Below are 25,508 nucleotides of genomic sequence, written 5' to 3'. Positions count from 1 at the left end.
AAGTCAGCATAAGTTTCATCATATTGTCTACAAACAGAATTTTAATGTTTCGCAACCATTTCTTCCACCCGCTCATGTTCAGCGATCCGTTTCTTCATTCGTTCCTTGTCACGCTCCAAAATAGGCTTCAAATATTTCCCAGTATATGAGATTGGGCTTTCCGCTACTTTTTCCGGCGTTCCCTTAGCAATGATCGTTCCGCCTTTATCTCCACCTTCTGGACCAAGGTCTACTAGGTAATCAGCTGTTTTGATCACATCAAGATTATGTTCAATCACGAGGACTGTATCGCCGTTTTCAACAAGGCGCTGCAATACTAACAGCAACCGGGCAATATCATCGGCATGAAGGCCTGTAGTCGGCTCATCCAAAATATATAGTGAACGGCCATTGGAACGGCGATGCAATTCGGAGGCAAGCTTTACCCGCTGTGCTTCACCGCCAGATAATGTTGTTGCAGGCTGCCCAAGCTTTATATACCCGAGACCAACATCGACAATCGTTTGCAGCTTGCGTTTTATTTTTGGGATGTTTTCAAAAAATTCCAATCCGTCTTCAATCGTCATATCTAAAACATCAGCAATATTTTTCCCTTTATATCTTACTTCAAGCGTTTCGCGGTTATACCTTTTGCCGTGACATACTTCACAAGGTACGTAAACGTCTGGTAAAAAGTGCATTTCGATTTTAATGATTCCATCGCCGCGGCAGGCTTCACAGCGCCCGCCCTTCACATTAAAACTAAAACGCCCTTTTTTGTAGCCCCGTACTTTTGCTTCGTTTGTTGATGCATACACATCACGAACATCGTCAAATACACCTGTATATGTTGCTGGGTTGGATCTAGGTGTTCGCCCAATTGGTGATTGATCGATATCTATCACTTTTTCCAATTGTTCGATACCATTGATTTCCTTATGGGCCCCTGGTTTTGTCTTTGCTTTTTGAAGTTTCTGGGCAAGGGATTTATGCAAAACTTCATTGATCAAAGTACTTTTCCCTGAACCTGATACACCAGTAACTGCGATAAACATTCCTAATGGTAATTTCACATTGACATTTTTTAAGTTATTTTCTTTTGCCCCTTTAATTTCGAGATATCTGCCGTCTGGTTTCCGGCGTTCCAAAGGAAGCGGGATAAATTTCTCCCCAGATAAATAAAGTCCGGTTAATGAGGCTGGATTGTACGCGACTTCTTCCGGTGTTCCGCTCACGACGACTTCCCCGCCATGGACACCTGCCCCTGGGCCCATATCAATTAAATAGTCGGCAGCAAGCATTGTATCTTCATCATGCTCGACAACGATCAAGGTATTGCCAATATCACGCATATTTTTTAACGTACTGATCAGCCTGTCATTGTCCCGCTGATGCAACCCAATGGAAGGCTCATCCAATATATACAGAACGCCTGTCAGCCTCGAACCGATTTGCGTCGCAAGCCGAATTCGCTGCGCTTCACCGCCGGATAATGTACCGGCAGCACGGCTTAATGTGAGATAATCTAAACCTACATTGACGAGAAATCCAAGCCGCTCGCCAATTTCCCGCAAAATAAGTTTTGCGATCGTCATTTCTTTCTCTGATAAGTTTAATTGTGAAAAAAATTGATCGGCTTCAATGACGGATAGCTCCGTAATTTCGCTAATATGGCGTCCGTCGACTTTTACAGCTAAGCTTTCTTCCTTTAGTCTATACCCTTTGCAACGCGGGCACGGTTGCTGCGCCATGTATTTTTCCATTTGTTCACGTATATAGTCTGAACTTGTTTCTTGATAGCGGCGTTCCACATTACGAATAACACCTTCAAACTTGATTTTACTTTCCCGCACTTGGCCAAAATCATTTTGGTAGCGGAATGTTATTAATTCCCCACTTCCGTAAAGGATGATATCCATATCCTTTTTCGGTAAATCTTGGACTGGTGTATCCATATTAATTTTGTGATGCTTACATATCGTTTTCAAAAGCTGTGGATAATATTGAGAGCTAATCGGAGTCCAAGGGGCAATCGCATTTTCATTGAGTGATAGACTCCAATCCGGGATGACGAGCTCTGGATCAACTTCCAGCTTAGAACCTAATCCATCACAGTCTGAACAAGCACCAAATGGACTATTGAAAGAAAACATCCGCGGCTCCAATTTGTCGATAGAAAAGCCGCATTGCGGACACGCATGATTTTGACTGAATAATAGTTCCTCTTCACCAATCACATCGATGATTACTTTGCCTTCACCAAGACCTAGTGCGGTTTCCAGTGAGTCCGCAAGCCTTGTTTCTCCGCCGGCTTTTACAACTATACGGTCAATGATCACTTCAATTGAATGTTTTTTATTTTTTTCTAAGTTTATTTCCTCACCAAGATCATGCATTTCTCCATCTACACGTACGCGGACGAAGCCTTGCTTCTTTATATCTTCAAGCACTTTTGCATGTGTTCCTTTTCTGCCTGAAACAATCGGTGCAAGCACCTGCAGCTTCGTACGTTCTGGATAAATCATAATTCTATCCACCATCTGTTCGATTGTCTGGGAAGTGATTTCAATGCCGTGAACAGGGCAGATTGGCCTGCCTACCCGTGCAAAGAGTAAGCGCAAATAGTCATATATTTCTGTGACCGTTCCAACTGTCGAGCGTGGGTTTCTGCTCGTAGTTTTTTGATCAATTGAAATGGCAGGCGAAAGCCCTTCGATTGCGTCTACATCTGGTTTATCCATTTGGCCGAGAAATTGGCGGGCATAAGCGGAAAGTGATTCCACATACCTGCGCTGACCTTCCGCATAGATCGTATCAAAGGCGAGTGACGATTTACCTGAACCAGATAAGCCGGTGATAACGACAAGCTGATCCCTTGGAATCGTGACGTCAATATTTTTTAAATTATGGGCTCTTGCGCCCTGTACGATAATTTTATCCTGTGCCATCACTGCTCATCCTTCCGCTTTTAACTCCAAAATGGCGTCGCGAAGCTGTGCCGCCCTTTCAAAATCAAGCGCTTTTGCAGCTTCTTTCATTTCTTTTTCCATTGAGGAAATTAGCTTTTCCTTTTCCTTTTTTGTTAGTTTCTTATATTTTGTTTCGTATTCACTCGTTTCTTCTGCTGCAACCGTTGCTCTAATCACATCACGAATATCTTTTTGAATGGTTGTAGGTGTAATACCGTGTTTTCGATTATATTCTTCCTGAATCGAGCGACGGCGCTTCGTTTCACTAATTGCCTTTTCCATCGAATCAGTCATTTTATCGGCATACATAATGACTTGGCCGTGTGCATTCCGTGCTGCCCTTCCCATCGTTTGAATAAGTGAGCGTTCGGAGCGAAGGAAGCCTTCCTTGTCAGCATCAAGAATCGCTACAAGAGATACTTCAGGGATATCTAGTCCCTCCCTCAGAAGGTTAATCCCGACCAATACATCAAAGGTACCCACTCGTAAATCCCTGATAATTTCGATTCGCTCTAGCGTTTTTATTTCCGAGTGTAAATATTGGACTTTTACCCCAATTTCTTTTAAATAATCCGTCAAATCCTCCGACATCTTCTTCGTAAGCGTTGTAATCAGTACCCGTTCATTGCGAGCCACCCGCTCATTGATTTCTCCCAATAGGTCATCAATCTGGCCTTCAATTGGGCGAACATCAATCGTCGGGTCAAGCAAACCTGTAGGCCTGATAATCTGTTCTACCATATCCGGTGTATGTTCAAGTTCAAATGGACCCGGGGTCGCTGATACGAAGATAATCTGATTGATATGATTCTGGAATTCTTCAAATTTAAGTGGACGATTATCCAATGCAGACGGCAGACGGAAGCCGTGGTCGACAAGCACCTGTTTTCTTGCCTGGTCGCCATTATACATTCCGCGGATTTGCGGCAATGTTACATGCGACTCATCCACGATGATTTGGAAATCGTCTGGAAAGTAATCAATCAACGTATAAGGCGTTGCACCAGGGGGCCTCAAGGTTAAATGACGCGAATAGTTTTCAATCCCAGAACAAAAGCCCATCTCTCTCATCATTTCAAGATCATAACGGGTTCGTTGTTCAAGGCGCTGGGCTTCGAGCAGCTTATCATTTTCATGCAAAATAGCGAGACGCTCTTCCAGTTCTTTTTCTATATTTTCTATGGCAATTTTCATTTTGTCTTCACCGGTAACGAAGTGAGAAGCTGGGAAAATAGCTACGTGGTCACGATCACCGATAATTTCACCGGTAAGAGCATCCACTTCTCTAATTCGATCAATGTCATCTCCAAAAAATTCGACTCGAATACAGTGCTCATCGCGTGAAACAGGGAAAATCTCCACTACATCTCCACGGACGCGAAAAGTCCCTCGTTGAAAGTCGATATCATTACGAGCATATTGAATATCGACAAGCTTCCGCAAAAGCTGATTTCTCTCAATTTCCATGCCTACACGAAGAGAAAGGACATGCTCCCGATATTCCTCAGGTGAACCGAGACCGTAAATACACGACACACTGGCAATAATGATGACATCTTTCCGCTCAAACAATGACGATGTCGCCGAGTGCCGCAGCTTGTCAATTTCATCATTAATACTGGCGTCTTTTTCGATAAATGTATCTGTCTGAGGTACATATGCTTCTGGCTGATAATAGTCATAGTAGCTGACAAAATACTCCACGGCGTTATTTGGGAAAAAATCCTTGAACTCACTGTACAGCTGACCAGCAAGTGTTTTATTATGCGCAATGACAAGCGTAGGTTTATTTACCGCCGTAATGACGTTGGAGACGGTGAATGTTTTTCCCGTTCCTGTTGCACCGAGCAGTGTCTGATACTTTTTCCCTGATCGAAATCCATCGATCAGTCGTTCAATGGCCTTGGGCTGGTCGCCAGCAGGCTTGTATTTCGAAACTAGATCAAACTGATTTTTCAAGCGTGCACCCTCCCGTTCATCGTGATTCTATCTATATAAAAATTCTCTTCAACTACGATTATGGACAACTTTAATACTAAAATTGCCGTATACTTGATTTTACCACAAACTTTATGCTAATAACCAGTAAAAAGCGAACGTATTTTCGGTAAAGTAGAAATAAGGGATTAGTTGAATTGTAGATCGCACAATTCAACTAATCCCTTATTAAAGATGCTTTTCTAAAGCGTATAAATCTTCTTCAAGCGTCTGCATTCTTTGTTCAGCAATTTCTCTTGCATCACGGATAGCCGCATTATAAAATACGGGGCCAAGACGGTCTTTAATGAATTCAAAACACATTTCCGCGGCCAATTCCCCAATTTCCTCTCCACGCTCTTCTAGGAAAAAGTCTTGGATTTCATGAATCATTTCACGCTTTTTTTCGATAGATAGTTTAGGCATTAACATTTGGATAGCTCCTTTTTAATAAAAATTATATATGGATTTCGTTACTGCTTTCTTTCTTTTCAATGGAAACAAAACTATGCAAGATCATACACGCTACAACAAGGAACATGCCAATTAACGATACGGGCGAAGGCATCAGGGCCCCATTACAACCGATTACGGATGCTTTACTACCGATCTTTCATACTTTATTACCGATAATGAACACTTTACTACCGATTCTGAAAATTCGCTACAGGAAATTACTTTTCTAAGCAAAAAAAGCGCCTCATGCCACCCGCATACGCCGGCTCATGAAGCGCTTTTCTGTTCGTTTTTTTTCCTTCGCATTTGATTTGCGAAATACAAACCTACCGTAAGTGATGCCGCCTCAATCACAATGAGCCACCACATATGTATATACCCTTTATACGCCGAAACGATAATTAATGCGACGGTAAGGATGAACCCAACAATACGGCTATAAGTAATTCTTGTGAAAAAAACCATCAGCAAAGCTGGCAAAAATATCGCAGATAATACTTTATCAATCACTTTAAGTCCACCTCAGGTCCAGTCTCTATGTATAGTCTTTCCGAAAAGCTTGAAAATTGCAAGCTTTTCCACCCAGTACTTCATAGATTCCCGCCACTTTCATTGATCATTTTTTCCGTAATCACTGCCAGTTCACTTTGTTCAATAAACCGCTCAAGCAGCATATCTGGTAAAATATTTTCGAGAAAATATTTTACACATACCATATCTTTGAAAAGTAAGATTGTGCTAAGTGCTTCCTCATAAATTTCAAGGAACAAAGATTCAGGATTTTCCTTTTGAATTTCGCCGAATGATTCATACAGCAAATCGATCTTGTCCGCTACAGCCAAGATTCGCCCTTCCAATGTCTCATCTTTGCCCTCTTTGAACCGTTCTAAGTATACGTCACGAAATTCAGGTGGGAATTCTTTTTCGATAAATTTCTTCGTCATTTCTTCCTCAACTTCACTAAATAGCCGCTTTAATTCTTTTGAAGCATACTTGACCGGCGTTTTGATATCGCCCGTAAATAATTCAGCATAATCATGGTTCAATGCTTTTTCGTATAAAAGGCGCCAATCGACCTTTTCTCCACCCTGTTCCTCTACGGTTCCAAGAAACTGGGCAATTTTTGTCACCTTAAACGAATGACTTGCAACCGAATGTTCCTGGAACTTAAACTTACCAGGGCAGCGGATAATTTTTTCAAAATCAGACAAGCTTTTAAAATAATGATGGATACCCAAATCTGTTCACCTGCCGTCTTCTTATTTCCGAGATTGTATCACGAACAAGCAAGGTTGACAAAGAACTAACATTGATTAGCCACAAGTCTAAATAAAAAATGAACTTCGTAGAGAAGTCCATGTAGAAAACAGCAATGACCCAGGTACTGTGGGCCTAATTCAATTCAACCATCTTACCAACTGACATATAGACAATCCACTCACATATATTAGTGGCATAATCGCCGATTCGCTCTAAATACTGTGCCGCCAACAACAGGTGGGTGCCCTGGCTAATTATATTCTTGTCTTTCCCCATCAGTTCAATTAAATCGGTAAAAATGATATTAAAATAATCGTCGATGATATCATCCTGTTTGGCAATCTCAACAGCTGCCTCGTGATCCATTTGAATATATGCGCCCAATGAGTCGCGGACAATTGCTTGAACGAGTTGACCCATTTTCGGTATATCTATCAGCGGCTTTGCGTAAGTTTCGTCTTTAAGGCTTAATGTTGTTTTTGCAATGCTGACTGCATGATCAGCCATCCGCTCCAAATCAGTGGCGACCTTTAACGTCGTTGCAATTCGGCGCAGGTCACTTCCAACCGGCTGCTGCAACGCGATTAACGTGAAGCATGTTTTTTCAATTCCGATTTCCGCATCGTTAATGGCTTTGTCATACTCCACAACTGATTTTGCAAGATTAACATCTTTATCAGTAAGAGATTTTACCGCTTTATACACCGCTTCTTCCACCATCGTTCCCATTGTAAGCAGTTGCTGATGGAGCTCATTCAAACGCTCGTCAAACTGACTTCTGATTGCCATTTTATATCCTCCTTTTATCGATAAAATTGGTATTTACCCTTAACCAAAACGTCCGGATATATAATCTTCCGTCTGTTGCTTTTTAGGATTTGTAAAAATGGTATTCGTGCTGGCAAACTCCACCACTTCCCCATTAAGGAAAAAGGCCGTTTCATCCGAAACACGAGCCGCCTGCTGCATGTTGTGGGTGACAATGATGATCGTATACTGTTTTTTCAATTCCATAATTAATTGTTCCAATTTCGCTGTTGAAACTGGATCTAGTGCTGATGTCGGTTCATCCATTAAAATAATTTCCGGCTTTACAGCGAGCACTCTTGCGAGAACAAGCCGTTGCTGCTGTCCCCCAGATAAACCGGTCGCAATCTTGCCGAGGTTATCTTTTACCTCATCCCAGAGTGCTGCAGCTCGTAAACTGGATTCCACAATCTCGTCCAACACTTGCTTATTTTTCTGCCCATGAATGCGCGGCCCGTAAGCAATATTGTCATAGATTGACATTGGGAATGGATTTGCTTGCTGAAAAACCATTCCGACTCGTTTACGTAAATCTACTGCATCTATATCAGGAGACGTGACATCTAAATCACCGATCAAAATTTTCCCTTCCGTGCTTGTGCCAGGTATCAAATCGTTCATCCTATTCAGTGTTCTAAGAAAAGTAGATTTCCCGCAGCCAGATGGACCAATTAATGCAGTGACTTGATTTTCTTTTATGTCAAGATTGATATTTTTCAAAGCGTGAGATTTACCATAGTAAAAATTAAGATTTTCAGTCTGAATGACTGTTTGCTCTTTTTTAGCTTTCAATAGCGTAACTGTCATGTTAATCCCGCCTTTTATCCAAAATTACCAGAGATGTAATTTTCGGTTTGCTCGTTTTGTGGATTGGTAAATATTTGTGATGTTTCGCCATATTCAACCACTTTCCCCATGTAGAAAAATGCCGTGTAATCTGAGATTCGAGCTGCCTGTTGCATGTTGTGCGTAACAATAATAATCGTGTAATCTTTCTTTAATTCACCAATTAATTCTTCAATTTTCCCTGTTGAAACGGGATCAAGTGCAGATGCCGGTTCATCTAGAAGCAATACTTCAGGATTCATGGCTAGTGCTCTGGCAATACAGAGCCGCTGCTGCTGCCCGCCTGATAAAGCTAGTGCTGAACGGTGAAGCTTGTCTTTCACCTCATCCCATAGCGCGGCCTTCCGTAAACTGTCTTCAACAATTTCATCGATTCGCTTTTTGTTCTTAAGTCCATGATGAGTCGGACCGTAAGCAACATTTTGATAAATCGATTTGGCAAACGGATTTGGTCTTTGAAAAACCATGCCGATTTGTTTTCTAACTTCGAACACATTGGCCATTGGAGAGTTAATATCGACACCTTTATATAAAATACTGCCTTCAATTCTGCAGTTTTCTACTTCATCATTCATCCGGTTTAAGCTGCGTAAATACGTTGATTTTCCGCAACCAGATGGACCAATCAGAGCGGTCACGGCATTTTTTGGAAATGATAACGAGATATTTTTTATGGCCTCTTTGTCTCCATAATAAACATGTAGGCCTTCCGTCTCCATCGCCATCTCTTTCGGAACGGCTTTTAGCTGGGCTAGACGGTTAACTTGATGATGATGAACGCTTTGTTTCTCTCTTATTGTCTGGGTGGCCATTAATGCGCCCTCCTTTTATAAAAAATATTATGAGGAAGTCATTTTCCGATGAACAAGACCGCCGATCCAGCGTGCCCCAAGATTAAATACTAAAATAGCCAACACGAGGAGAGCAGCAGCACCATCCGAAACGGCTTCGGCATCTGGCATAATTCCTTCTCCGTTAATTTTCCAAATATGAACGGCCAAAGTTTCCGCAGGCCGCATCGGATTTAATGGCGAAGTCGGAGATAATGGATTCCAATTTGTAAAATCTAGATTCGGTGTGCTCATTCCAGCTGTGTATATTAAAGCAGCCGCTTCTCCAAACACTCTTCCCGAGGCCAAAATAACACCCGTAATAATCCCTGGTAATGCTGCAGGTAATATAATGGAAGTAATTGTTTCCCAGCGCGAGACACCAAGCGCAAGTCCCGCTTCCCTTTGCTGACGTGGAATGTTACGAACCGATTCCTCTACAACGCGTACCATCAGTGGCAAATTAAATACTGCTAAAGCAAGTGCGCCTGACAAGATTGAGAATCCCCAACCCATATAAATCACGAAAAACAAGAATCCGAACAAGCCGACTACGATGGATGGAAGCGAAGATAAGACTTCAATCATCGTCCTAATAAAATCCGTCCACGCATTTTTTTTGGCATACTCAGCCATATAAATGCCTGCACCTAGCGAGATAGGAATCGTGATTACCATCGTAAGCACGAGCAAATAAAAAGAGTTGAAAAACTGCGGCCCTACGCCTCCGCCTGCTTTAAAAATTTGCGGCGGGGAAGAAATGAAGTGCCAGCTTAGCTTTGGTAATCCGTGATACAGAACATAGCCTAGAAGACTTGCAAGAACGAGTACGATAATAAAAGCAATCAAATAAAAAGTAATGGTAGCAATCCGATCTGCTAGCTTTGCATTCATGCTTCTTTCCTCCCCTTTCCAATCATTCTGACTGCAATGATAAAAATTAGTGACATCAATAACAATACGAGTGCCAATGACCATAGTGCATTATTTTCCGCTTGGCCCATGACCGTATAACCCATACCCATTGTCAAAATACTCGTTAATGTAGAAGCAGGCTCAAACAGGGAATGAGGAATGACGCTTGAGTTACCAATCACCATTTGAACGGCTAGTGCTTCCCCGAAAGCACGTGCCATTCCGAAAATGACCGCGGTCAATAAGCCCGGACGTGCAGTTTTCAAAACGACCCGATAGATCGTCTGCCAGCGCGTTGCACCGAGTGCAAGTGACGCTTCCCGCAGCTGTCTCGGAACTCCTCTAATTGCATCTGCCGATAAACTTGTGATCGTCGGTAAAATCATGACCGATAACACAACTGTACCTGCAGCTATCCCAAATCCACTTCCGGTAAGATGATCTCTGATAAACGGAACTACGACAGTTAGGCCAATGAATCCATAAACGACTGACGGAATGCCAACGAGGAGTTCAATGACGGGCTGTAAAATCTTCTTTCCGAAGCTTGGAGATATTTCCGTCATAAAGACGGCAGCTCCAATTGCAACTGGCGCACAAACGAGTGCAGATAAAAAGGTGACCGCAAAGGAACCAATAATGAAAGGCAGTGCCCCGATGATCGGTTTTCCTAAGTCATTCATCACACCTGGATTCCATTTCACGCCTGAAAAAAACTCGACGATACTGCCTTTATTAATAATAAAAGTAGATAACCCTTTTGATGTGACGAGAAATAGTATTGCAAATGCAATGGCGATCGTTAAGCCGACGGCAGCGAATGTCAGCATTTTTCCAGTACGTTCAATCCTTACTTTTTTATTTGGCTTCAACAATTGAGCTTGATGATTATTGTCTGCAAGTTGCTCCAAGTTGACAGCTCCTTTCTTCAAAGCGACAAGGGAGGCTACAAAGAAGTTCCCCTTCTAAATTTGCCACCCTTGTTATCGCTACATTATTTAATTTAATTTAGCTCCAGCTCCTAGCAAGGCGCTACCGCTTTTTATTTTACGTTTCCTTCTGCATCACGTTCTACTTTCATTCCTGTGACTGGCAGGTAATCCATTTCTTTCACCAAAGTGTCTTGAATTTCAGGTGATAGAATATAATCTATGAATGCCTTAGTTAAACCAGTTGCTTCACCGTTCGTATACATATGTTGGTATGCCCAAATTTTCCAAGCATCTGTTTCAACATTCTCTTGCGTTGGCTCATTTCCATCCAAAGATAAAGCTACAATTGAATCATCGAAGTATGAGAATGCAAGGTAGCTGATAGCTCCTGGAGTTTCGCTAACAATTTTACGTACCGTACCTGAAGAATCTTGTTCTTGTGCTGCGATTGGCTCAGCACCTTTTAGACCGAATTGTTCGAATGTCGCACGTGTACCAGATCCTTGGGCGCGATTAATGATGACGATCTTTTGGTCTTTCCCACCAAGTTCTTTCCAGTTTGTAACTTTTCCTGTAAAAATATCTATTAATTGATCTTGGGTAATATCTTTAACCCCTACTTCAGGGTGAGTGACTGGTCCCATTCCTACCACAGCTACTTTATGATCAACTAGCTTTTCAGCTGGGATTCCTTCTTTTTCTTCTGCGAAAACATCAGAGTTACCGATATCTACTGCACCTTCGCTTATTTTACTTAAGCCAGTGCCGCTTCCTCCACCTTGAACATTTATGACTGCACCTGCATTTTCAGCTGCAAATTGTTGAGCGGCTGCTTCAACTAAAGGTTGCAATGCGCTAGAACCTACGGCAGTAATTGATCCTGATGCTGATTCTTTTCCTTCTTCATTTTTAACATTCGACTCTGGTGATGTTTTTGTTTCAGGTTGTGTGTTAGTGTTACCACACCCTACCAAAGCCAATGTGAGAATAAGAACAAAACTAAATGCAGCCAATAAATTTTTCTTCATGAGAGAACCCCACCTCTGTTTTTTTTGTAATCTATTATCTGCTTGCATATTTAATATAAACCTTCATGATTAAGCTGGTATGAATGATTTGTTAAGATTGTGTAAAGATGCGATTGAAGTTATTTTAGCCTAAGATTGGGTGTATCTATACTGGAATATTTTCCCGCTATAGAGCAAAGTCCGGTTATGTAGAAATATAGAAGCCCCGCATCCTTAGTAAGAATGCGGGGCATGTTGATTTAATTGGCGTTTGTACTGTTGATTGGCCGTCGGACTCGGTTTATCGGCCGTCAGGTTGTCATATTTCTTGTTCTTGCTTTTTGGGAAGGGTAACAATAAACGTTGTACCTTCGCCCTCCATACTTTCAACGTTAATTGTTCCGTGATGCGAATCTACTAGGTGCTTTACAATCGCCAGACCAAGACCTGTTCCACCTGAGTTGCGTGATCGCGCTTTGTCCACTCGATAAAACCGTTCAAAGATTCGTGGCAACTCTTTTTGAGCAATTCCAATTCCAGTATCGGAAATTCGCAGCTTCACTTCATTTTCCTGCTCAGTAATGGTAACGGATATTTCGCCACCTTCAGGGGTATAGGAAATAGCGTTGGAAAGAAGATTTAAAATAATTTGCTGAATCCGATCTCTTTCTCCTTCAATCCATACATCTTTCTTCTCTGGAAATGTCATGTCTATATTCTTTTTTGCCGCCCCTTCTTTAACCGTATCTGCCGTTCCATATACTGCTTGCGTCAAATTCACATTTTCAATCGTAAGCGGAATACGGTGATGTTCGATACTTGAGAGATAAAGAATATCCTTTATCAGCCTGTGCAGCCGATCACTCTCGTCATAAATGATCGTCAGGAAACTCCTGCATAATTCCTCATCTTCCATAGCACCGTCAAGTAATGTCTCGGCAAATCCTTTCACAGAAGTGATCGGCGTTTTTAATTCATGGGATACATTTGCAACAAATTCACTTCTCATTTTCTCTAATCGGCGAATATCGGTGACATCGTGCAGCACCGCAATAATCCCCTTCACTTCTCCACTTTCACCAACATATGGGGCAAGGTGAGCATCTAATATCCGTTCTTTTGGATGAAAAAGATGGACCTCATCTCTAATTTCCTTGCCTGTTTTCAAACAAAGTTCGATTAAAGCGCTGAGATCGACATTTCTGCCTACTTCCATGTGAAGCTTTCCTGTAAAAGAGTCTGGCGCTTCTCCAAGCATATGTCCCATCGCTCTATTCCCTAAAAGAATACGTCCTTCAGTGTTTACAAGTAAAACTCCGCTCATCATATTCGTTAAGACGCCAGAAAGCCGCTGCTCATTTTCCTGTATTTTTTCCATTTGATTTTTCAAGCTAGATGCAAGGACATTGATTGCATTTGCTAATAGACCAAGTTCGCCTTTTGGCTCTGTTTTTACCCTGGCGGTATAATCTTTTTCCTTGAGTTTTTCCGATACCATGATCATTTCTTCCACAGGGCCGGATATCCCTTTTGCTAATCTCATGCCAATCAGGCCTGTCAGCAGCAAGGCGGTAAATAGAACTAAGGCTAGACTCAGCCACAGTTTTCGGATGGCATGCTCAATATTTATAAGCATTAGCGATGCTCTCATCACTCCAGCAACTTCGCCATCTTGATTAATGGGAATTGTTACATACATCATGCTGTATCCGAGCGTACCGCTATATCTAATTGAAAGGCCTGATTTTTTATGGTCCTTAATCACTTGCTGAACCTCTGGTCGATTAATATGGTTTTCCATTTTACGAGGATCATCTTCTGAATCTGCCAAAACTGTACCATCCCGGTTGATCATCGTAAGACGCGGATTGATTGTTGTAGACAATTCGGTTATCGTGTTTTGCAGTTCAGCTTGCGTTTGAGCCCCATTCATCTCAATGGACTTTAACACTAGGCTTGCCGTTTGGGACAATTGATTTTTTTTCAAATCATAATATGTATTTTTCATTATTTCGGCCAGAAAAAATCCAGATAAAAGCAGTAGTGACGACATGAGCAGCAAAAAAGAAAATGTAATTCTAACCCATAGTTTATGTATCATTATGGTTTCTCCAGTTTATAGCCGAAACCTCTGATCGTCTTAATATAGAGCGGCTGCTTCGTATCCTCTTCAATTTTTTCTCGTAAATGACTAATATGAACATCAACGATGCGGGAATCCCCTGCAAAATCATAGTTCCATACTGCATCAAGAAGCTGATGGCGATTTAAAACCTTGCCTTGATTATTTGCTAGATACAGCAGAAGCTCAAATTCTTTCGGTGTCAATTCTAACTTTGTACCTGATAGTTCCGCTTCATATTTGTCAGGATAAATGGTCAGTTCGCCAATCTTAATAACTGAAACCTGATCTTCAGTAGCGGCAGGTGTTTCATTCATATTCGTCCGGCGTAAAATCGCTTTTACCCTAGCAATGACTTCGCGTGGGCTAAACGGCTTTGTCAAATAGTCATCCGCCCCGAGTTCTAGACCAAGTACTTTATCGAACTCATCATCCCTCGCTGTCAGCATTAAAATCGGCGTCTTGATTTTTTCCTGCCTCAGCGTCTTGCAGACATCCATTCCATCCATGCCAGGAAGCATCAAATCAAGAACAATAAAGTCCGGTGACTCTTCCATCGCCATCTTTAATCCGGCTTTTCCATCAGGCGCTGTGATGACCGAATATCCGGCCTTTTCCAAATTGAATCGCAGCAGCGTAACAATCGAAGGCTCATCATCGACAACAAGCACTTTCTCCATCAACATAGCCTCCCTCCAATTTTCGGGGACCACAGGGGCCCCCGTGGGAACAGGTTCATACTATTTCAATGTACGTTTTTCGAAGAGTACTGTCAAACTGATTAAGGTGACCAGCACGGTAGCCCCCATGTCAGAAAGGATCGCAATCCACAGTGTGAGTAAGCCGGGGATGGTGAGCAAAAGGGCAATGATTTTTAATCCAAGTGCAAGCGAGATGTTCAATTTAATAATCGCATTCACCCTTTTAGCTATTTTAACCGCCATCGGCAATTTGCCGAGGTGATCCTGCATCAGAACAACATCAGCCGTTTCAATTGCGCTATCCGTCCCTTTGCCCATCGCGATTCCGAGATCCGCAGTTGCTAGGGCAGGCGCATCATTAATACCATCGCCGACCATGGCTGTTTTTCCCGTCCTAGTCAGTTCTTTCACTTTTTCCACTTTCATATCAGGAAGCAGACTTGCGTAATAATCCGTCAATCCAGTCGCGGCAGCTACTTTTTCCGCGGTTTTATGGTGATCTCCCGTAAGCATGACAGTGCTTTTCACCCCAGCTTTATATAGCTCTGCCACGATATTTTTACTTTCCGGTCTAATCTCGTCCGCAATCCCGAATAGCCCGAGTACACGTTTCTCGTTGGATACAGCAACTAAGGTGAATCCTTCATTTTTTAACATCTCAACATCTGAACGAACCTTTTGTGTCAATGCGTCCTGTCGAATACTCGCTTCATTGCCGAGCCAATATTTTTTGCCATTTACCACTGCCTCTATACCTTGGCCTGCGATAGTATCGATTTCCGAAGGCTCTGTTAGTAAAATCGAATGCTCTTCGACTTTTTTCATCACTGCTTTCGCCAAAGGGTGCGAAGAGGTCTTTTCAATAGATCCAGCTATTTGTAAAAATTGACTTTCGTCATAAACAACCATTTTCTCAACGTGGGGCTCCCCCTTGGTCAGTGTACCGGTTTTATCGAAAGCAATCGTTTCAATTCGACCAAGCTGTTCCAAAAACACGCCGCCTTTAATTAAAATTCCGTTTCTGGCGTTTCGTGCAATCCCAGAAATAATGGCAATCGGCGAAGAAATAATGAGCGCACAAGGGCAGCCGACAATTAACACAGCAAGCCCTTGGTAAAACCAGGCTCCCCAGTCACCATTAAATAATGGCGGAATAAGCATAACAACTGCAGCAACGACGATAATTAGTGGAGTATAATATTTGGCAAACCGATTGATAAATTGCTCCGTCGGTGTTTTTGTTTCCTGCGCTTCCTCTACTAAGTGAAGGATTTTTGCAAGTGATGAATCTTCGTATGCTTTGCTGATTTTCACCCTTAATACACCTTCATTATTAATGCTTCCACCGAAGACTTCTTCTCCAATCGATTTATCGACAGGCATGGATTCACCTGTAATGGCCGCTTCATTCACAGAGCTTTTTCCATCTACGACCATTCCGTCTGACGGTATTTTTGCCCCCGCTTTTACGAGCACAATATCCCCAACTTGCAAATCAGTGATCTGAATAATTTTTTCTGCTTGCCCCGTCACAAGAATCGCTTCTTTTGGAGCAACCTTAAGTAAGGTCTCCATCGATTTCCGTGCTTTTTCCATGCCTAGTCCTTCAAGATATTCATTAATACCGAATAAAATCGCGACAAGTGTCGCTTCCTTCCATTCGCCGATGCCAAAAGCGCCAATTAAAGCAATCGTCATGAGCGTATCAATATTAAATTTAAATTTAAAAAGATTTTTCAATCCTTTCAAAAACGTGGAATATCCACTTAAAGCCGCTCCAGATAAGTATAAAATGATAGCAGCTGTTTCATTCCAATAGCTTTCAGTAATGATGGCCGCTGCGAATAATAGGAAAGACAGGCCAATAAATAAAAGAAGCCTTTTCCCGTTTCCGCGGCTGTGGTCATGCTGATGGTCCGACCCTTCAGCCGACTCTTTTACGAGTGCAGCTCCATCGCCAGCCAGTATTTTTTCTACCTTATGCAAAGCAATATCATCAGAAACAATGAGCTTGCTTGAATTAAATAATATTTTTGCATCATCTCCATGGTCGAGCTTCTGGATTTCCTCTTCCATCTCCCGAGCGCAATTTGCACAAGAAAGTCCTTGAAGCTTATACTCTGCCATTTGGATTCCTCCTTAACTTATAGGGACAGTTAGTGGTGCCTTGCGTGATCGATTGTATGTTCAAGCACGTTCATGACATGATCGTCATCGTGAGAATAGTAAAGGGTGGTCCCTTCCCGCCGATATTTTACGAGCCGCAAATTTTTCAAAAAGCGCAGCTGATGTGAAACGGTTGACTGCAATAGGGACAGTTTTTCGGCAATTTCATTCACTGAACATTCTCGGTCTGAAAGCAAATGCAGAATTCGGATCCGCGTCGGCTCTGATAATGCCTTAAAGGTTTGGGAAACAATAAAGAGCGTTTCTTCGTCGAGGTCTTCAGCCTCTTTAAGCTTTATACCTCTAGATTGACTTTTTTCCATATCATTTCACTCCCGATATTCATATATGAACATATATTCATGTATGGGTTTTAGTGTATGCAAACCCCAAAAAACTGTCAAGGCATATATCATGAGTAAAGTAATATTTTAGATAAGAGACATTGACACCTTTAAGCGCCATTGAAAATAGATAGTGATTTTGATATATTAAGTGTGAATCGCCCAAAAAACAATATTGCCTATTTTGCGATTATTTAATTCATATACACTTTAAAATTAAAGGTGGTTTTTTAATGGCTTACGTTATTACCGCACCATGTTTAGGTGAAAAGTTCGGCGAATGTGTCGACGTCTGCCCTGTAGATTGCATAGCTGAAGGAAAAGATCAATATTTCATTGATCCCGATATTTGCATCGATTGTGGAGCCTGTCAGGCGGTTTGTCCTGTTGATGCGATTTTACACGAGGAAGATATGTTACCAGAGGACGAATTGTATTTACAGAAAGCTCGTGAATTTTTTGGTGCTGCTGAATAAATTCAAATTAGCCTCTAAAATTGACTGTAGACAAACTCGGAAAAAACGAGTTGTTTACAGTCTTTTTAAATTGGATAGGGCAGGTTTTCCGAAGCTTACCGCTCGCTTTCCGCGGGGCGAGTGCCCGGAGCGGAAATCAACAGGCGGGTTAGCAGAGACCATCAATGAATGAAATATTGCCGAGAAATATACCCGTTATCGATAATCTGGACAAGGATGATAGCTTTACATTTTCATCCTTGTTTTTTTGCATTCGTTTTATCCGGGGATTTGTTTAAGTTTCACTTCCTTCGCCTATACACAATTATCCTAATTGAATAGAATAAAACGAATTATTTTATTGTTACCGTGAGGAGGGTAGAAATGTCCGATCAAAAAAAACCTAAAGTGATTCATGTTGAAAACCTAGTCATCCATGCAAAAAATGTAAAAGTAATTAATGAACATGAACGTGAACACCATCATAGACCGGAAAATGAAGAGCCAAGGAGAGATCCATGGGGATTCCTGTGGGGAAGACCAGCTGAAGATCGAAGAGAATCTGAGGAAGAGAGAAGAGAAGAACGTCGGGAAGAAAACAGGGAAGAACGTTAAAGGGTAGTTATTAAGGTGAATTCAGTGGAATTCACCTTTTTCTGTGCCAACGTTTGACCAGACTCGCTCGCCCCCGTTTTACGAGTGGAAATTGCTGTCTAACCTTCACATGATTTAAAAACTGCGAATATTATATCTGGGAAGGTGATGGTATTGAAGAATATTGAGGAAGAACAAGATCAAAAAACTGTTCAAGCTCTATATTGGGATATCAATATTGTCACTGCAGCTTTGTTATTGACGGGACAACTTTCTATGGACGGGGTATTTTTTGAAGCTGGAGGTATTGCTATACCTTTATCTGGTCCAATAACAGGTGGTTATCACATTGAAGGAAAATCAGGTTCTAGAGTAGGTAACTTGGTTATCGACATAGTGGATATCATTATTGCGATATTGCTGATTATCGGTCAAATAAGTATTAGAAGTACCATATTTTCATCGGGAAGAGCTGCTGTAGTCGTTAGTGGCCCCATATTTGGACTTCCAAAAACGGAAGTAGACTTACGTATGAAAGAACATTTTTTTAGACACTTCGGTAATTTTTGCCTCTGATAAAAATAAAGGAGGTTGGATCTAGATGGCTTTAACAGATCTTCCACAAATCAAACCACCAAAAGGAACCATTTTTATTGTTGCCGCTTCTTTAGCTGTGTTTGTATTTTTCTTTACTCAAACGAAAGTAACTGATATTCAAGATCCATAAAACTCGGCCGATTTCACCACAATATGGAGAAATCGGCCTTTAACTTTCCGTTGATGCATATTAATATTCAATTTCATCGTAATCCTTAGGTTGTGGAGTTGGTTGCATCTCTTTTAAATTTTGTGAGCCGGTTATTTCGTCAGTTAGTTCTTGATATGTTATTACTTTCTCGGATTCTTCATTAGATAAGCGACTTTTACCTTTACCGTTTTTATCCATTAGTATTTTCCTCCATAATATTCGACTTTAAAAAACAATGATATTGTTCCCAGTCCTAACGAAAATATCAATTGAAGGTACGTGATGGATTATTTACTTTTTTTCATAAACATCACAATCATTAATATGCTAATGATTGTAAAAGCAGTTAAAGCTAAAAACGGAATAGTGATGAACCCAAGCCAATTAATATACTGGACATTGCATGGAACGCCCTGTACACAAGGCTTTATACTCGCAAAGCTCGGTACTTTTTGTACTAAGTAGTGATATAACGAAATAAGGCCTCCAAAAACGGATAAAGGCAATACATATTTTTTTAGTTTTGTATCATTTTCAAAGGCTGCAATTCCAAGAATAATTGCTAGTGGATACATAAAGATTCGTTGGTACCAGCATAATTCGCATGGGACATATCCTTTAATTTCGCTGAAATATAAACTCCCTAAAGTAGCGATAACAGAAACCACCCAGGCGAAGTATAAAAGATAATTAGGAGTGCTTGTTTTAGATTCGCCCATTTTACTTTTCCAAACCTTTATCAATAATAGATACAATTGCTTCATAGTCAAAAGGATCTTCCACCATAACTCCATTGATGACAATGGTTGGCGTAAACTGGACATTTGTGTCCTTTACTAATTGATCGTCAATCTTTACCTCTTCGATTGTTCCTCCAGTGTTAATATCTTCTTCTAATTGTTTCAAATCAACATCTGGCGCATGCGTTTTCGCAATTTCCACTAATTTTTCTGTCGTTACCCATTGTTCATCATGATTTTGAGAAGCAGGCTGTGCAGCAAAAACTGCATTGTGGAAATCCCAAAATGATTCAGGATCTTGTTTATATACAGATTCTGAAGCTAGTGAAGCTAGCATTGATTCTTGTCCGTGAAAAAGTACATTAATAAACGAAAATTGAGCTTTACCTTTTTCGATAAAATCTTTTTCTAGCTGTGGAAATATTTTCTCTCCCCATGCTTTACAGGAAGGGCATTTGTAATCACCAAATTCGATGATTGAAACAGCAGCATTCGAATCCCCCATTGTAGGTTGATTTTCAATTGACGGATGATTCACGGTTACGGTTTCCTGAGTAGTTTTATCACCTTTATTTAATACCATTACTAACGCAACAATCGCTGCGAAAATAACCAAAGTAAAGATGACGATTTTTTTATTATTCATTTTGCACCTCATTTTACATACGTTATTATTTTTATGTAGTTTAACCATACTAGAGTCCACATCTCCTACTTATCATAGCATTGAAAAGAGTTAATAATAATACAAAACGCACGGAAAAAATGAATTTTTGTTGAAAATGCTAAAAGGAAGATGCCCTAAAATAGTACTAGGTTCGGATTTGAAGTACAAAACTTTAAATGATATTGCAGATGTATTGAATGGAAATGGAATGCATGCTATTCGATTTACAGTATGAGCATTTTGTTTTCTTTTACGGTCAATGGAACGCTACTCGATTTACCGTGTGAGCGTTTTGTTTCCTCTTTTGGTCAATGGAACGCTATTCGACTTACCGTGTGAGTATTTTGTTTCCTCTTTCGGTCAATGGAACGCTATTCGATTTACCATAAGACGACCATTTTTTTTTTTCGGTAAATGGACTACGATTCGATTTGCTGTTAAAGGGTTCACATTTTCTCTTTAGGTCAATTGATGTTAAAATTGGCGCCATTTTCAGCTACTTAAATTAACAAAAAAGAAGGCACCTAAAGTAGGACCTTCCTTACATCAATCATTATCTTTTAATAATCGCATTCGATATGTATTCATCGCCGTTTCACCTAGATGATCAAGTAGATTATAGTTTGCATACGCTCCGACAACTGCCCCAACACCAGGAATCAATTGTAATATTTTTACCAAATCAATATAGTCGCGATATTCCTGCTGAAACGTCCGCCAGTCCATATCTGTAAGCCGCTTCTTCTCTTCTTCCCAATTTTCGATAATACGAAAGGTTTCCTTTCGTTTATCGTCACTTGAAAAGGCAAGCTGAAACACATGAAGAATGAACAAGCGCTCTTCATATTCATCCGTATCAAATCCATAAATAGCGGCAGCTTCAAATAAAAACTTCATTTTTATCGATAAAAGTAACGGAAAATCGGCAAGACCGAGCAAAATCCCGCCGGCACCAGTCCCGGCCCCTTCAATCACTGCTGTTTTCCGAAAGGTTGATAGTTTCTCCTTCAGAAGCTCATCCCGTTCATAAAGACTCATGTCAGAAACTAGCTGCTTTTTCGTCGTCAAATTTGATCCAACAAGCGTTGCCTTGATCATATTTTTAATGCCTTCGGTCATCACTTTATGGACTTTCTCTGGAATGAGGCCATTTACTTTCTTCTGTGCTTTTTTCGATATTTGTTTAATTAAGCTCGACCGCTTAATCATTTTTCTCTTCCACACTTGCAGCTCGTCATATACTTTCATATTATAGTCTGTCATTTCCCCATCACCCTCTCATACAAAAGCTTACGCTTAATCGGAGAAAAAGATTCAGTCATCGGCATTTCTAAAGCCACCTTCAGAGTGAATTAACTGCCCAGTAATCCATTGGGCTTCTTCACTAACTAAAAATAAAATAAGTTTAGCCACATCTTCTGGTTGACCTAATCTACCTGCAGGAAATCTAGTTAATAGATCTTTTTTTATTTTATCGTTCATCCACCCAGAATCCGTAGGTCCCGGATTAACTGCATTGATCGTTATACCCTTTTCGGCCAATGTGGAAGATAATGTGTATGTCAGCGTTTCTACGGATGATTTCGTTAATACATACGAGAGTTCCTCAGGCATTTGGCCAAGGGACCACCCAGTTGTGATATTAATAATTCTTCCACTATCTTTTGAAAAGCGGTTTACAAACTCCGCACATAATAATGTGGTCGCCCTGACATTAACATAGTAGTGGTGATCAAGATTATCTTTCGTTATCGTATTTATATTGTCATTAACGGAAAAGGCTGCGTTGTTAACTAGTATATCGGGGTAAGCATTGAATTGTTCTATCGAAAAATCAAAAACCCTTTTTATCGAAGAAACATCTTTTAAATCGAGTTCAATTTTAGCGCAGTTTATGCCTAACGAGTTGAGCTCTTCTTGAATAATGGAAGGTTCATCTTTATGCATCCCCCATGGCATTTCTTCATCGTAATCAGTCCAATAAGTAAAAATAATATTAACTCCATTCGCGGCTAACTTTCTACAAATGGCTGCACCTATTCCTTTTGTTCTGCTAACACCAGTTACTAGAGCTAATTTGCCTTTTAGAGAAGTCAAATCTAAGGGCAACTCCTTTCAAATCACATATTAAAGACCCTTGTTAATAGTTCTACATTGAACGTGCAAGACCCTGCATTTTTGTGAGAATGTGAAAGTTATATAAATGCCGGGAATTAACGATCATACGCATTATCATAAACAAAAAACTGACCAAAAATGTGATAAAACCATTTTTGACCAGTTAATAGGAGATGCCAAAAATTGCAAGTACATACCACCCTTTTACTATTTACCCCTTTGCATAAGCAAAACATCTAATTTCGTCTCAATTCTTTCTAACGTTCGAAGGAATTCTTCTAATTCTTTTTCATTATAACGAATTACCTTTTCGTTTTCTTCTGGTACATTTCGTTGTTGAAGCAGAGTTTGTTGAAAATGGCCCACTGTTTTAATGTCCACATACATCCCCCTATTTCCCAAATCGTTCTCAATAAAGAATTTAGTTATATCATACACTTCATTGAAAATGATTGCAATAAGGGAATTAATTCGCATATAACTAAAAAAACGGACTATCAAATTTATGATAAAATCTGATAGTCCCTCCACTCCACCGGCAGCATCTTTTGATATTTAGCTTGCAAGAAACGATCATCAACCAACACAATTATTCCCGTATCTGTTTCAGAACGAATCAGTCTTCCACCAGCCTGGAGAATTTTGTTCATTCCAGGATACACATAGGCATAATCATAACCATTTTTCCCGCTTTCGGAAAAGTGTTTTTTGATTAAATCACGTTCATTGCCAATTTGCGGCAACCCGACTCCAACAATGATGACACCGTTTAACCGGTCACCTTTCAGATCGATTCCTTCGGAAAAAATCCCTCCAAGCACTGCAAAGCCAATAAGGGATTCCTCCGTATTAGGCTGGAATTGTTCGAGAAATACTTCACGTTCTACTTCCGTCATCCCGGTACCTTGAATGATAGTTTTAATCCCATTTTCTTCGGTTGTCCATTCCTCATACACTCGATTCATGTACTGGTATGATGGGAAAAAAATTAAATAATTCCCTCGTCTATTTTTAACAGCTTTTTGAAGCGTATGGACGATTGGTAAAATTGATTTTTCCCTGTCACGAAATCTTGTCGACAATGGTTGAATCCACACATCGGTTTGCTCAATTGCAAACGGTGAGGAGATGGAAACAGCATAGTCGTTTTCACTTCCACCTAACATATCTTTGAAATAACCAATAGGAGACAGAGTTGCGGAAAAATATACTCTCGCTTTAAACGATTTTCCTGCTAGCTGAACGAGCAAAGAGGGGTCCAGGCAAAACATTTTAATTTCAACTTGATTACGATATATTTCGACATAAGTGACAAACCGCTCATCATATAACTTGGCCATTCGCGTCCAGCCAAGAACGGCAAAATAGGCATCAAGCAGATGTTGATCGCTTTCCCTGAGCAGTTCGATTTCTGCTTCAGAGATAAAGCGTTCGGCCAGCGTGTCCATTTCCTCAAGCGCCTCTTGAAAAACAAGGAATTTTTCCTGGCCTGCCTGTTTCCTTAAGCCTAGTAAATAATCATTTACTGCACTGGCTGCCTTCGATATTTTACTGTTCTTATTTTTATATTCCCGCTTTAGGTCGAGAAACATCGCTTTCTGCAAGCTAGCAGAAAACATCTCCCTTGCTCGATCAACGAGATTATGGGCCTCATCTACGAGAAGAACCGTTTGTTTTTTCTGGTCATCAAACATTCGCTTTAAGGAAACGCGTGGATCAAAAATATAATTATAATCACAAATGACAGCATCCGCCGTGTACGCAAGCTCAAGCGAATATTCAAAAGGGCAGACCATATGCTTTCTGGCATATTTCTCGATGATCTCTCGGCCCATTTCCGTTTCATTCGAGAGAATATCAAGAATAGCTTCATTGATTCGGTCATAATAGCCGTCTGCAAATGGGCAGTGTTCCTTATTACAAATTTTTTCTTCGGTAAAACAAACCTTGTCTTTCGCCGTAATCGTAACTGACTTCATTTTCAGACCATTTTTACCCATTAACTGAAAGGCTTCTTCAGCTGTTTGCCGTGTCGTCGTCCTGGCGGTTAAATAAAAAAGCTTTTCAATGACCCCTTCTCCGATTGCCTTAACGGATGGAAATACAGTTGAGATTGTTTTTCCGATTCCAGTCGGAGCAGAGGCAAAAATTGTCTTTTCTTCCAAAATGGTTTTATAGACGGAAGCCGCAAGCTGACGTTGACCCTTTCGGTAATTCTCATAGGGGAAATCGAGTGCTTTAATAGAGTTATTCCTTTCCACTTCATGCTCTCTAGCCCATGTAGCGAACGGCGCGTAACTTTCGAGCACGTCATACATAAACTTTTCCAACTCTCCAAAAGAGAACGGCTTCAGAAATTTCTTTGTTTCTTCTGTCTCTTTCTGAAAATAGGTCAGTTGAACATTCATTTGACTGCGCTCGTGTTGTTTAGCGTACATAAAGGCATAGCACTTGGCCTGCGCCCAGTGAACAGGATAAGTATCTTCCATGATGTCGCTGAGGCTTCCCGATGTCGATTTAATTTCATCGATCGTGATTTCATCCCCAGTTCGAAGCAACCCATCACATCGACCCTCGATTACAAAACGGAGGTTATCATAAAGCAACTCGGTTTGAAGAAACACTTCACTTTCGTCGTTCTCTCCGTAATTTTTCTGGAGTTTCCGATGAGCCTTCGTACCTTCTGACAAAGCAGTAGCTGTCCGAAACCCGGATTGAATACTCCCGCTTCTAAAAACGTATTCAACCAATGGTCGAACCGGTATTTTAATTGCAAACTCCATCTCCTCACCCGTTCAAAATTGTCTTTTCTTTAGTTTAGCACATATACTTTCTTGCATCACAGGCGTGGACGTGGGGAAATACGAAAAGGCCC

The 25,508-nt window shown here is 40.8% G+C and carries 26 protein-coding genes; 4 read left to right on the top strand and 22 right to left on the bottom strand.

Going from position 1 to position 25,508, the window contains the following annotated elements:
- Nucleotides 1–41 precede the first annotated feature (41 nt).
- The 15 genes from uvrA to KHA88_RS13390 form a co-directional block, all read right to left on the bottom strand.
- Nucleotides 42–2,927 (bottom strand): excinuclease ABC subunit UvrA, encoded by a 2,886-nt coding sequence (uvrA, locus tag KHA88_RS13460; protein WP_213122211.1) that lies wholly within the window; start codon nucleotides 2,925–2,927, stop codon nucleotides 42–44.
- A gap of 6 nt (nucleotides 2,928–2,933) precedes the next feature.
- Entirely contained in the window at nucleotides 2,934–4,907 is a 1,974-nt protein-coding gene (gene uvrB, locus KHA88_RS13455) for an excinuclease ABC subunit UvrB (RefSeq protein WP_213098115.1), read from the bottom strand.
- 207 nt (nucleotides 4,908–5,114) lie between these two features.
- Nucleotides 5,115–5,357 carry a DUF2164 domain-containing protein gene (locus tag KHA88_RS13450; RefSeq protein WP_430413653.1) on the bottom strand — a complete coding sequence of 81 codons (243 nt, stop codon included), beginning with the start codon at nucleotides 5,355–5,357 and terminating at the stop codon, nucleotides 5,115–5,117.
- A gap of 291 nt (nucleotides 5,358–5,648) precedes the next feature.
- A complete protein-coding gene (locus KHA88_RS13445) occupies nucleotides 5,649–5,891 on the bottom strand; it encodes a DUF2198 family protein (RefSeq protein ID WP_213098116.1) in 243 nt (80 codons plus the stop codon).
- An 80-nt stretch (nucleotides 5,892–5,971) separates the two neighbouring features.
- Complete coding sequence (locus KHA88_RS13440) at nucleotides 5,972–6,619, bottom strand: HD domain-containing protein (protein ID WP_213098117.1); 648 nt, start codon at nucleotides 6,617–6,619, stop codon at nucleotides 5,972–5,974.
- Nucleotides 6,620–6,773: 154 nt separating this feature from the next.
- Nucleotides 6,774–7,430 (bottom strand): phosphate signaling complex protein PhoU, encoded by a 657-nt coding sequence (gene phoU, locus KHA88_RS13435; RefSeq protein WP_213098118.1) that lies wholly within the window; start codon nucleotides 7,428–7,430, stop codon nucleotides 6,774–6,776.
- 39 nt (nucleotides 7,431–7,469) lie between these two features.
- Nucleotides 7,470–8,255: a phosphate ABC transporter ATP-binding protein PstB gene (gene pstB, locus KHA88_RS13430; RefSeq protein WP_213098119.1), complete on the bottom strand. Its 786-nt coding sequence runs from the start codon at nucleotides 8,253–8,255 to the stop codon at nucleotides 7,470–7,472.
- Between the two features lie 14 nt (nucleotides 8,256–8,269).
- Nucleotides 8,270–9,019: a phosphate ABC transporter ATP-binding protein PstB gene (gene pstB, locus KHA88_RS13425; RefSeq protein ID WP_249306094.1), complete on the bottom strand. Its 750-nt coding sequence runs from the start codon at nucleotides 9,017–9,019 to the stop codon at nucleotides 8,270–8,272.
- Between the two features lie 114 nt (nucleotides 9,020–9,133).
- Entirely contained in the window at nucleotides 9,134–10,018 is an 885-nt protein-coding gene (pstA, locus tag KHA88_RS13420) for a phosphate ABC transporter permease PstA (RefSeq protein WP_213098121.1), read from the bottom strand.
- The gene (gene pstC / locus KHA88_RS13415) at nucleotides 10,015–10,950 is read right to left on the bottom strand and encodes a phosphate ABC transporter permease subunit PstC (protein ID WP_283247436.1); all 936 of its coding nucleotides are present in this window, start codon (nucleotides 10,948–10,950) and stop codon (nucleotides 10,015–10,017) included. The genes pstA and pstC overlap by 4 nt, the downstream gene beginning before the upstream one ends.
- A gap of 131 nt (nucleotides 10,951–11,081) precedes the next feature.
- The gene (locus tag KHA88_RS13410; protein ID WP_213098122.1) at nucleotides 11,082–11,999 is read right to left on the bottom strand and encodes a phosphate ABC transporter substrate-binding protein; all 918 of its coding nucleotides are present in this window, start codon (nucleotides 11,997–11,999) and stop codon (nucleotides 11,082–11,084) included.
- A gap of 298 nt (nucleotides 12,000–12,297) precedes the next feature.
- Nucleotides 12,298–14,079, bottom strand: coding sequence for a two-component system histidine kinase PnpS (pnpS, locus tag KHA88_RS13405; protein WP_249308443.1), 1,782 nt, complete (start codon nucleotides 14,077–14,079; stop codon nucleotides 12,298–12,300).
- A complete protein-coding gene (locus tag KHA88_RS13400) occupies nucleotides 14,079–14,780 on the bottom strand; it encodes a response regulator transcription factor (protein WP_283247435.1) in 702 nt (233 codons plus the stop codon). The genes pnpS and KHA88_RS13400 overlap by 1 nt, the downstream gene beginning before the upstream one ends.
- A 60-nt stretch (nucleotides 14,781–14,840) precedes the next feature.
- Nucleotides 14,841–16,928: a heavy metal translocating P-type ATPase gene (locus tag KHA88_RS13395; protein WP_213098123.1), complete on the bottom strand. Its 2,088-nt coding sequence runs from the start codon at nucleotides 16,926–16,928 to the stop codon at nucleotides 14,841–14,843.
- 29 nt (nucleotides 16,929–16,957) lie between these two features.
- The gene (locus tag KHA88_RS13390) at nucleotides 16,958–17,290 is read right to left on the bottom strand and encodes an ArsR/SmtB family transcription factor (RefSeq protein ID WP_213098124.1); all 333 of its coding nucleotides are present in this window, start codon (nucleotides 17,288–17,290) and stop codon (nucleotides 16,958–16,960) included.
- 254 nt (nucleotides 17,291–17,544) lie between these two features.
- Between KHA88_RS13390 and KHA88_RS13385 the strand changes: the two genes are divergently transcribed.
- From KHA88_RS13385 to KHA88_RS21215, 4 genes are all read left to right on the top strand, one after another.
- Nucleotides 17,545–17,787 (top strand): ferredoxin family protein, encoded by a 243-nt coding sequence (locus KHA88_RS13385; RefSeq protein WP_213122210.1) that lies wholly within the window; start codon nucleotides 17,545–17,547, stop codon nucleotides 17,785–17,787.
- A gap of 363 nt (nucleotides 17,788–18,150) precedes the next feature.
- Nucleotides 18,151–18,381 carry a hypothetical protein gene (locus tag KHA88_RS13380; protein ID WP_213098126.1) on the top strand — a complete coding sequence of 77 codons (231 nt, stop codon included), beginning with the start codon at nucleotides 18,151–18,153 and terminating at the stop codon, nucleotides 18,379–18,381.
- A 144-nt stretch (nucleotides 18,382–18,525) separates the two neighbouring features.
- Nucleotides 18,526–18,936 carry a hypothetical protein gene (locus KHA88_RS13375; protein WP_213122209.1) on the top strand — a complete coding sequence of 137 codons (411 nt, stop codon included), beginning with the start codon at nucleotides 18,526–18,528 and terminating at the stop codon, nucleotides 18,934–18,936.
- A 25-nt stretch (nucleotides 18,937–18,961) separates the two neighbouring features.
- Nucleotides 18,962–19,087 carry a hypothetical protein gene (locus KHA88_RS21215; protein WP_283247434.1) on the top strand — a complete coding sequence of 42 codons (126 nt, stop codon included), beginning with the start codon at nucleotides 18,962–18,964 and terminating at the stop codon, nucleotides 19,085–19,087.
- Nucleotides 19,088–19,147: 60 nt separating this feature from the next.
- On the opposite strand, the gene KHA88_RS13370 is transcribed toward KHA88_RS21215, so the two are convergent.
- From KHA88_RS13370 to KHA88_RS13340, 7 genes are all read right to left on the bottom strand, one after another.
- A complete protein-coding gene (locus KHA88_RS13370; RefSeq protein WP_213098128.1) occupies nucleotides 19,148–19,306 on the bottom strand; it encodes a hypothetical protein in 159 nt (52 codons plus the stop codon).
- 89 nt (nucleotides 19,307–19,395) lie between these two features.
- Complete coding sequence (locus KHA88_RS13365; protein ID WP_213098893.1) at nucleotides 19,396–19,827, bottom strand: disulfide oxidoreductase; 432 nt, start codon at nucleotides 19,825–19,827, stop codon at nucleotides 19,396–19,398.
- A 1-nt stretch (nucleotide 19,828) separates the two neighbouring features.
- Nucleotides 19,829–20,542 (bottom strand): thioredoxin domain-containing protein, encoded by a 714-nt coding sequence (locus KHA88_RS13360; protein WP_430413705.1) that lies wholly within the window; start codon nucleotides 20,540–20,542, stop codon nucleotides 19,829–19,831.
- 519 nt (nucleotides 20,543–21,061) lie between these two features.
- Nucleotides 21,062–21,778, bottom strand: coding sequence for an EcsC family protein (locus KHA88_RS13355; RefSeq protein ID WP_213098130.1), 717 nt, complete (start codon nucleotides 21,776–21,778; stop codon nucleotides 21,062–21,064).
- Between the two features lie 51 nt (nucleotides 21,779–21,829).
- The gene (locus tag KHA88_RS13350; RefSeq protein WP_213122208.1) at nucleotides 21,830–22,612 is read right to left on the bottom strand and encodes an SDR family oxidoreductase; all 783 of its coding nucleotides are present in this window, start codon (nucleotides 22,610–22,612) and stop codon (nucleotides 21,830–21,832) included.
- A gap of 228 nt (nucleotides 22,613–22,840) precedes the next feature.
- Nucleotides 22,841–23,014: a hypothetical protein gene (locus KHA88_RS13345; RefSeq protein ID WP_213122207.1), complete on the bottom strand. Its 174-nt coding sequence runs from the start codon at nucleotides 23,012–23,014 to the stop codon at nucleotides 22,841–22,843.
- A gap of 122 nt (nucleotides 23,015–23,136) precedes the next feature.
- The gene (locus KHA88_RS13340) at nucleotides 23,137–25,416 is read right to left on the bottom strand and encodes an ATP-dependent DNA helicase (protein WP_213122206.1); all 2,280 of its coding nucleotides are present in this window, start codon (nucleotides 25,414–25,416) and stop codon (nucleotides 23,137–23,139) included.
- Nucleotides 25,417–25,508: the final 92 nt, after the last annotated feature.

Source organism: Lederbergia citrea, assembly GCF_018343525.1.
In the GTDB taxonomy this organism is placed as follows: domain Bacteria; phylum Bacillota; class Bacilli; order Bacillales; family Bacillaceae_C; genus Lederbergia; species Lederbergia citrea.
The sequence above is the reverse complement of the archived record's forward strand: the minus strand, read 5'-3'. Positions and strand labels throughout refer to the sequence as shown.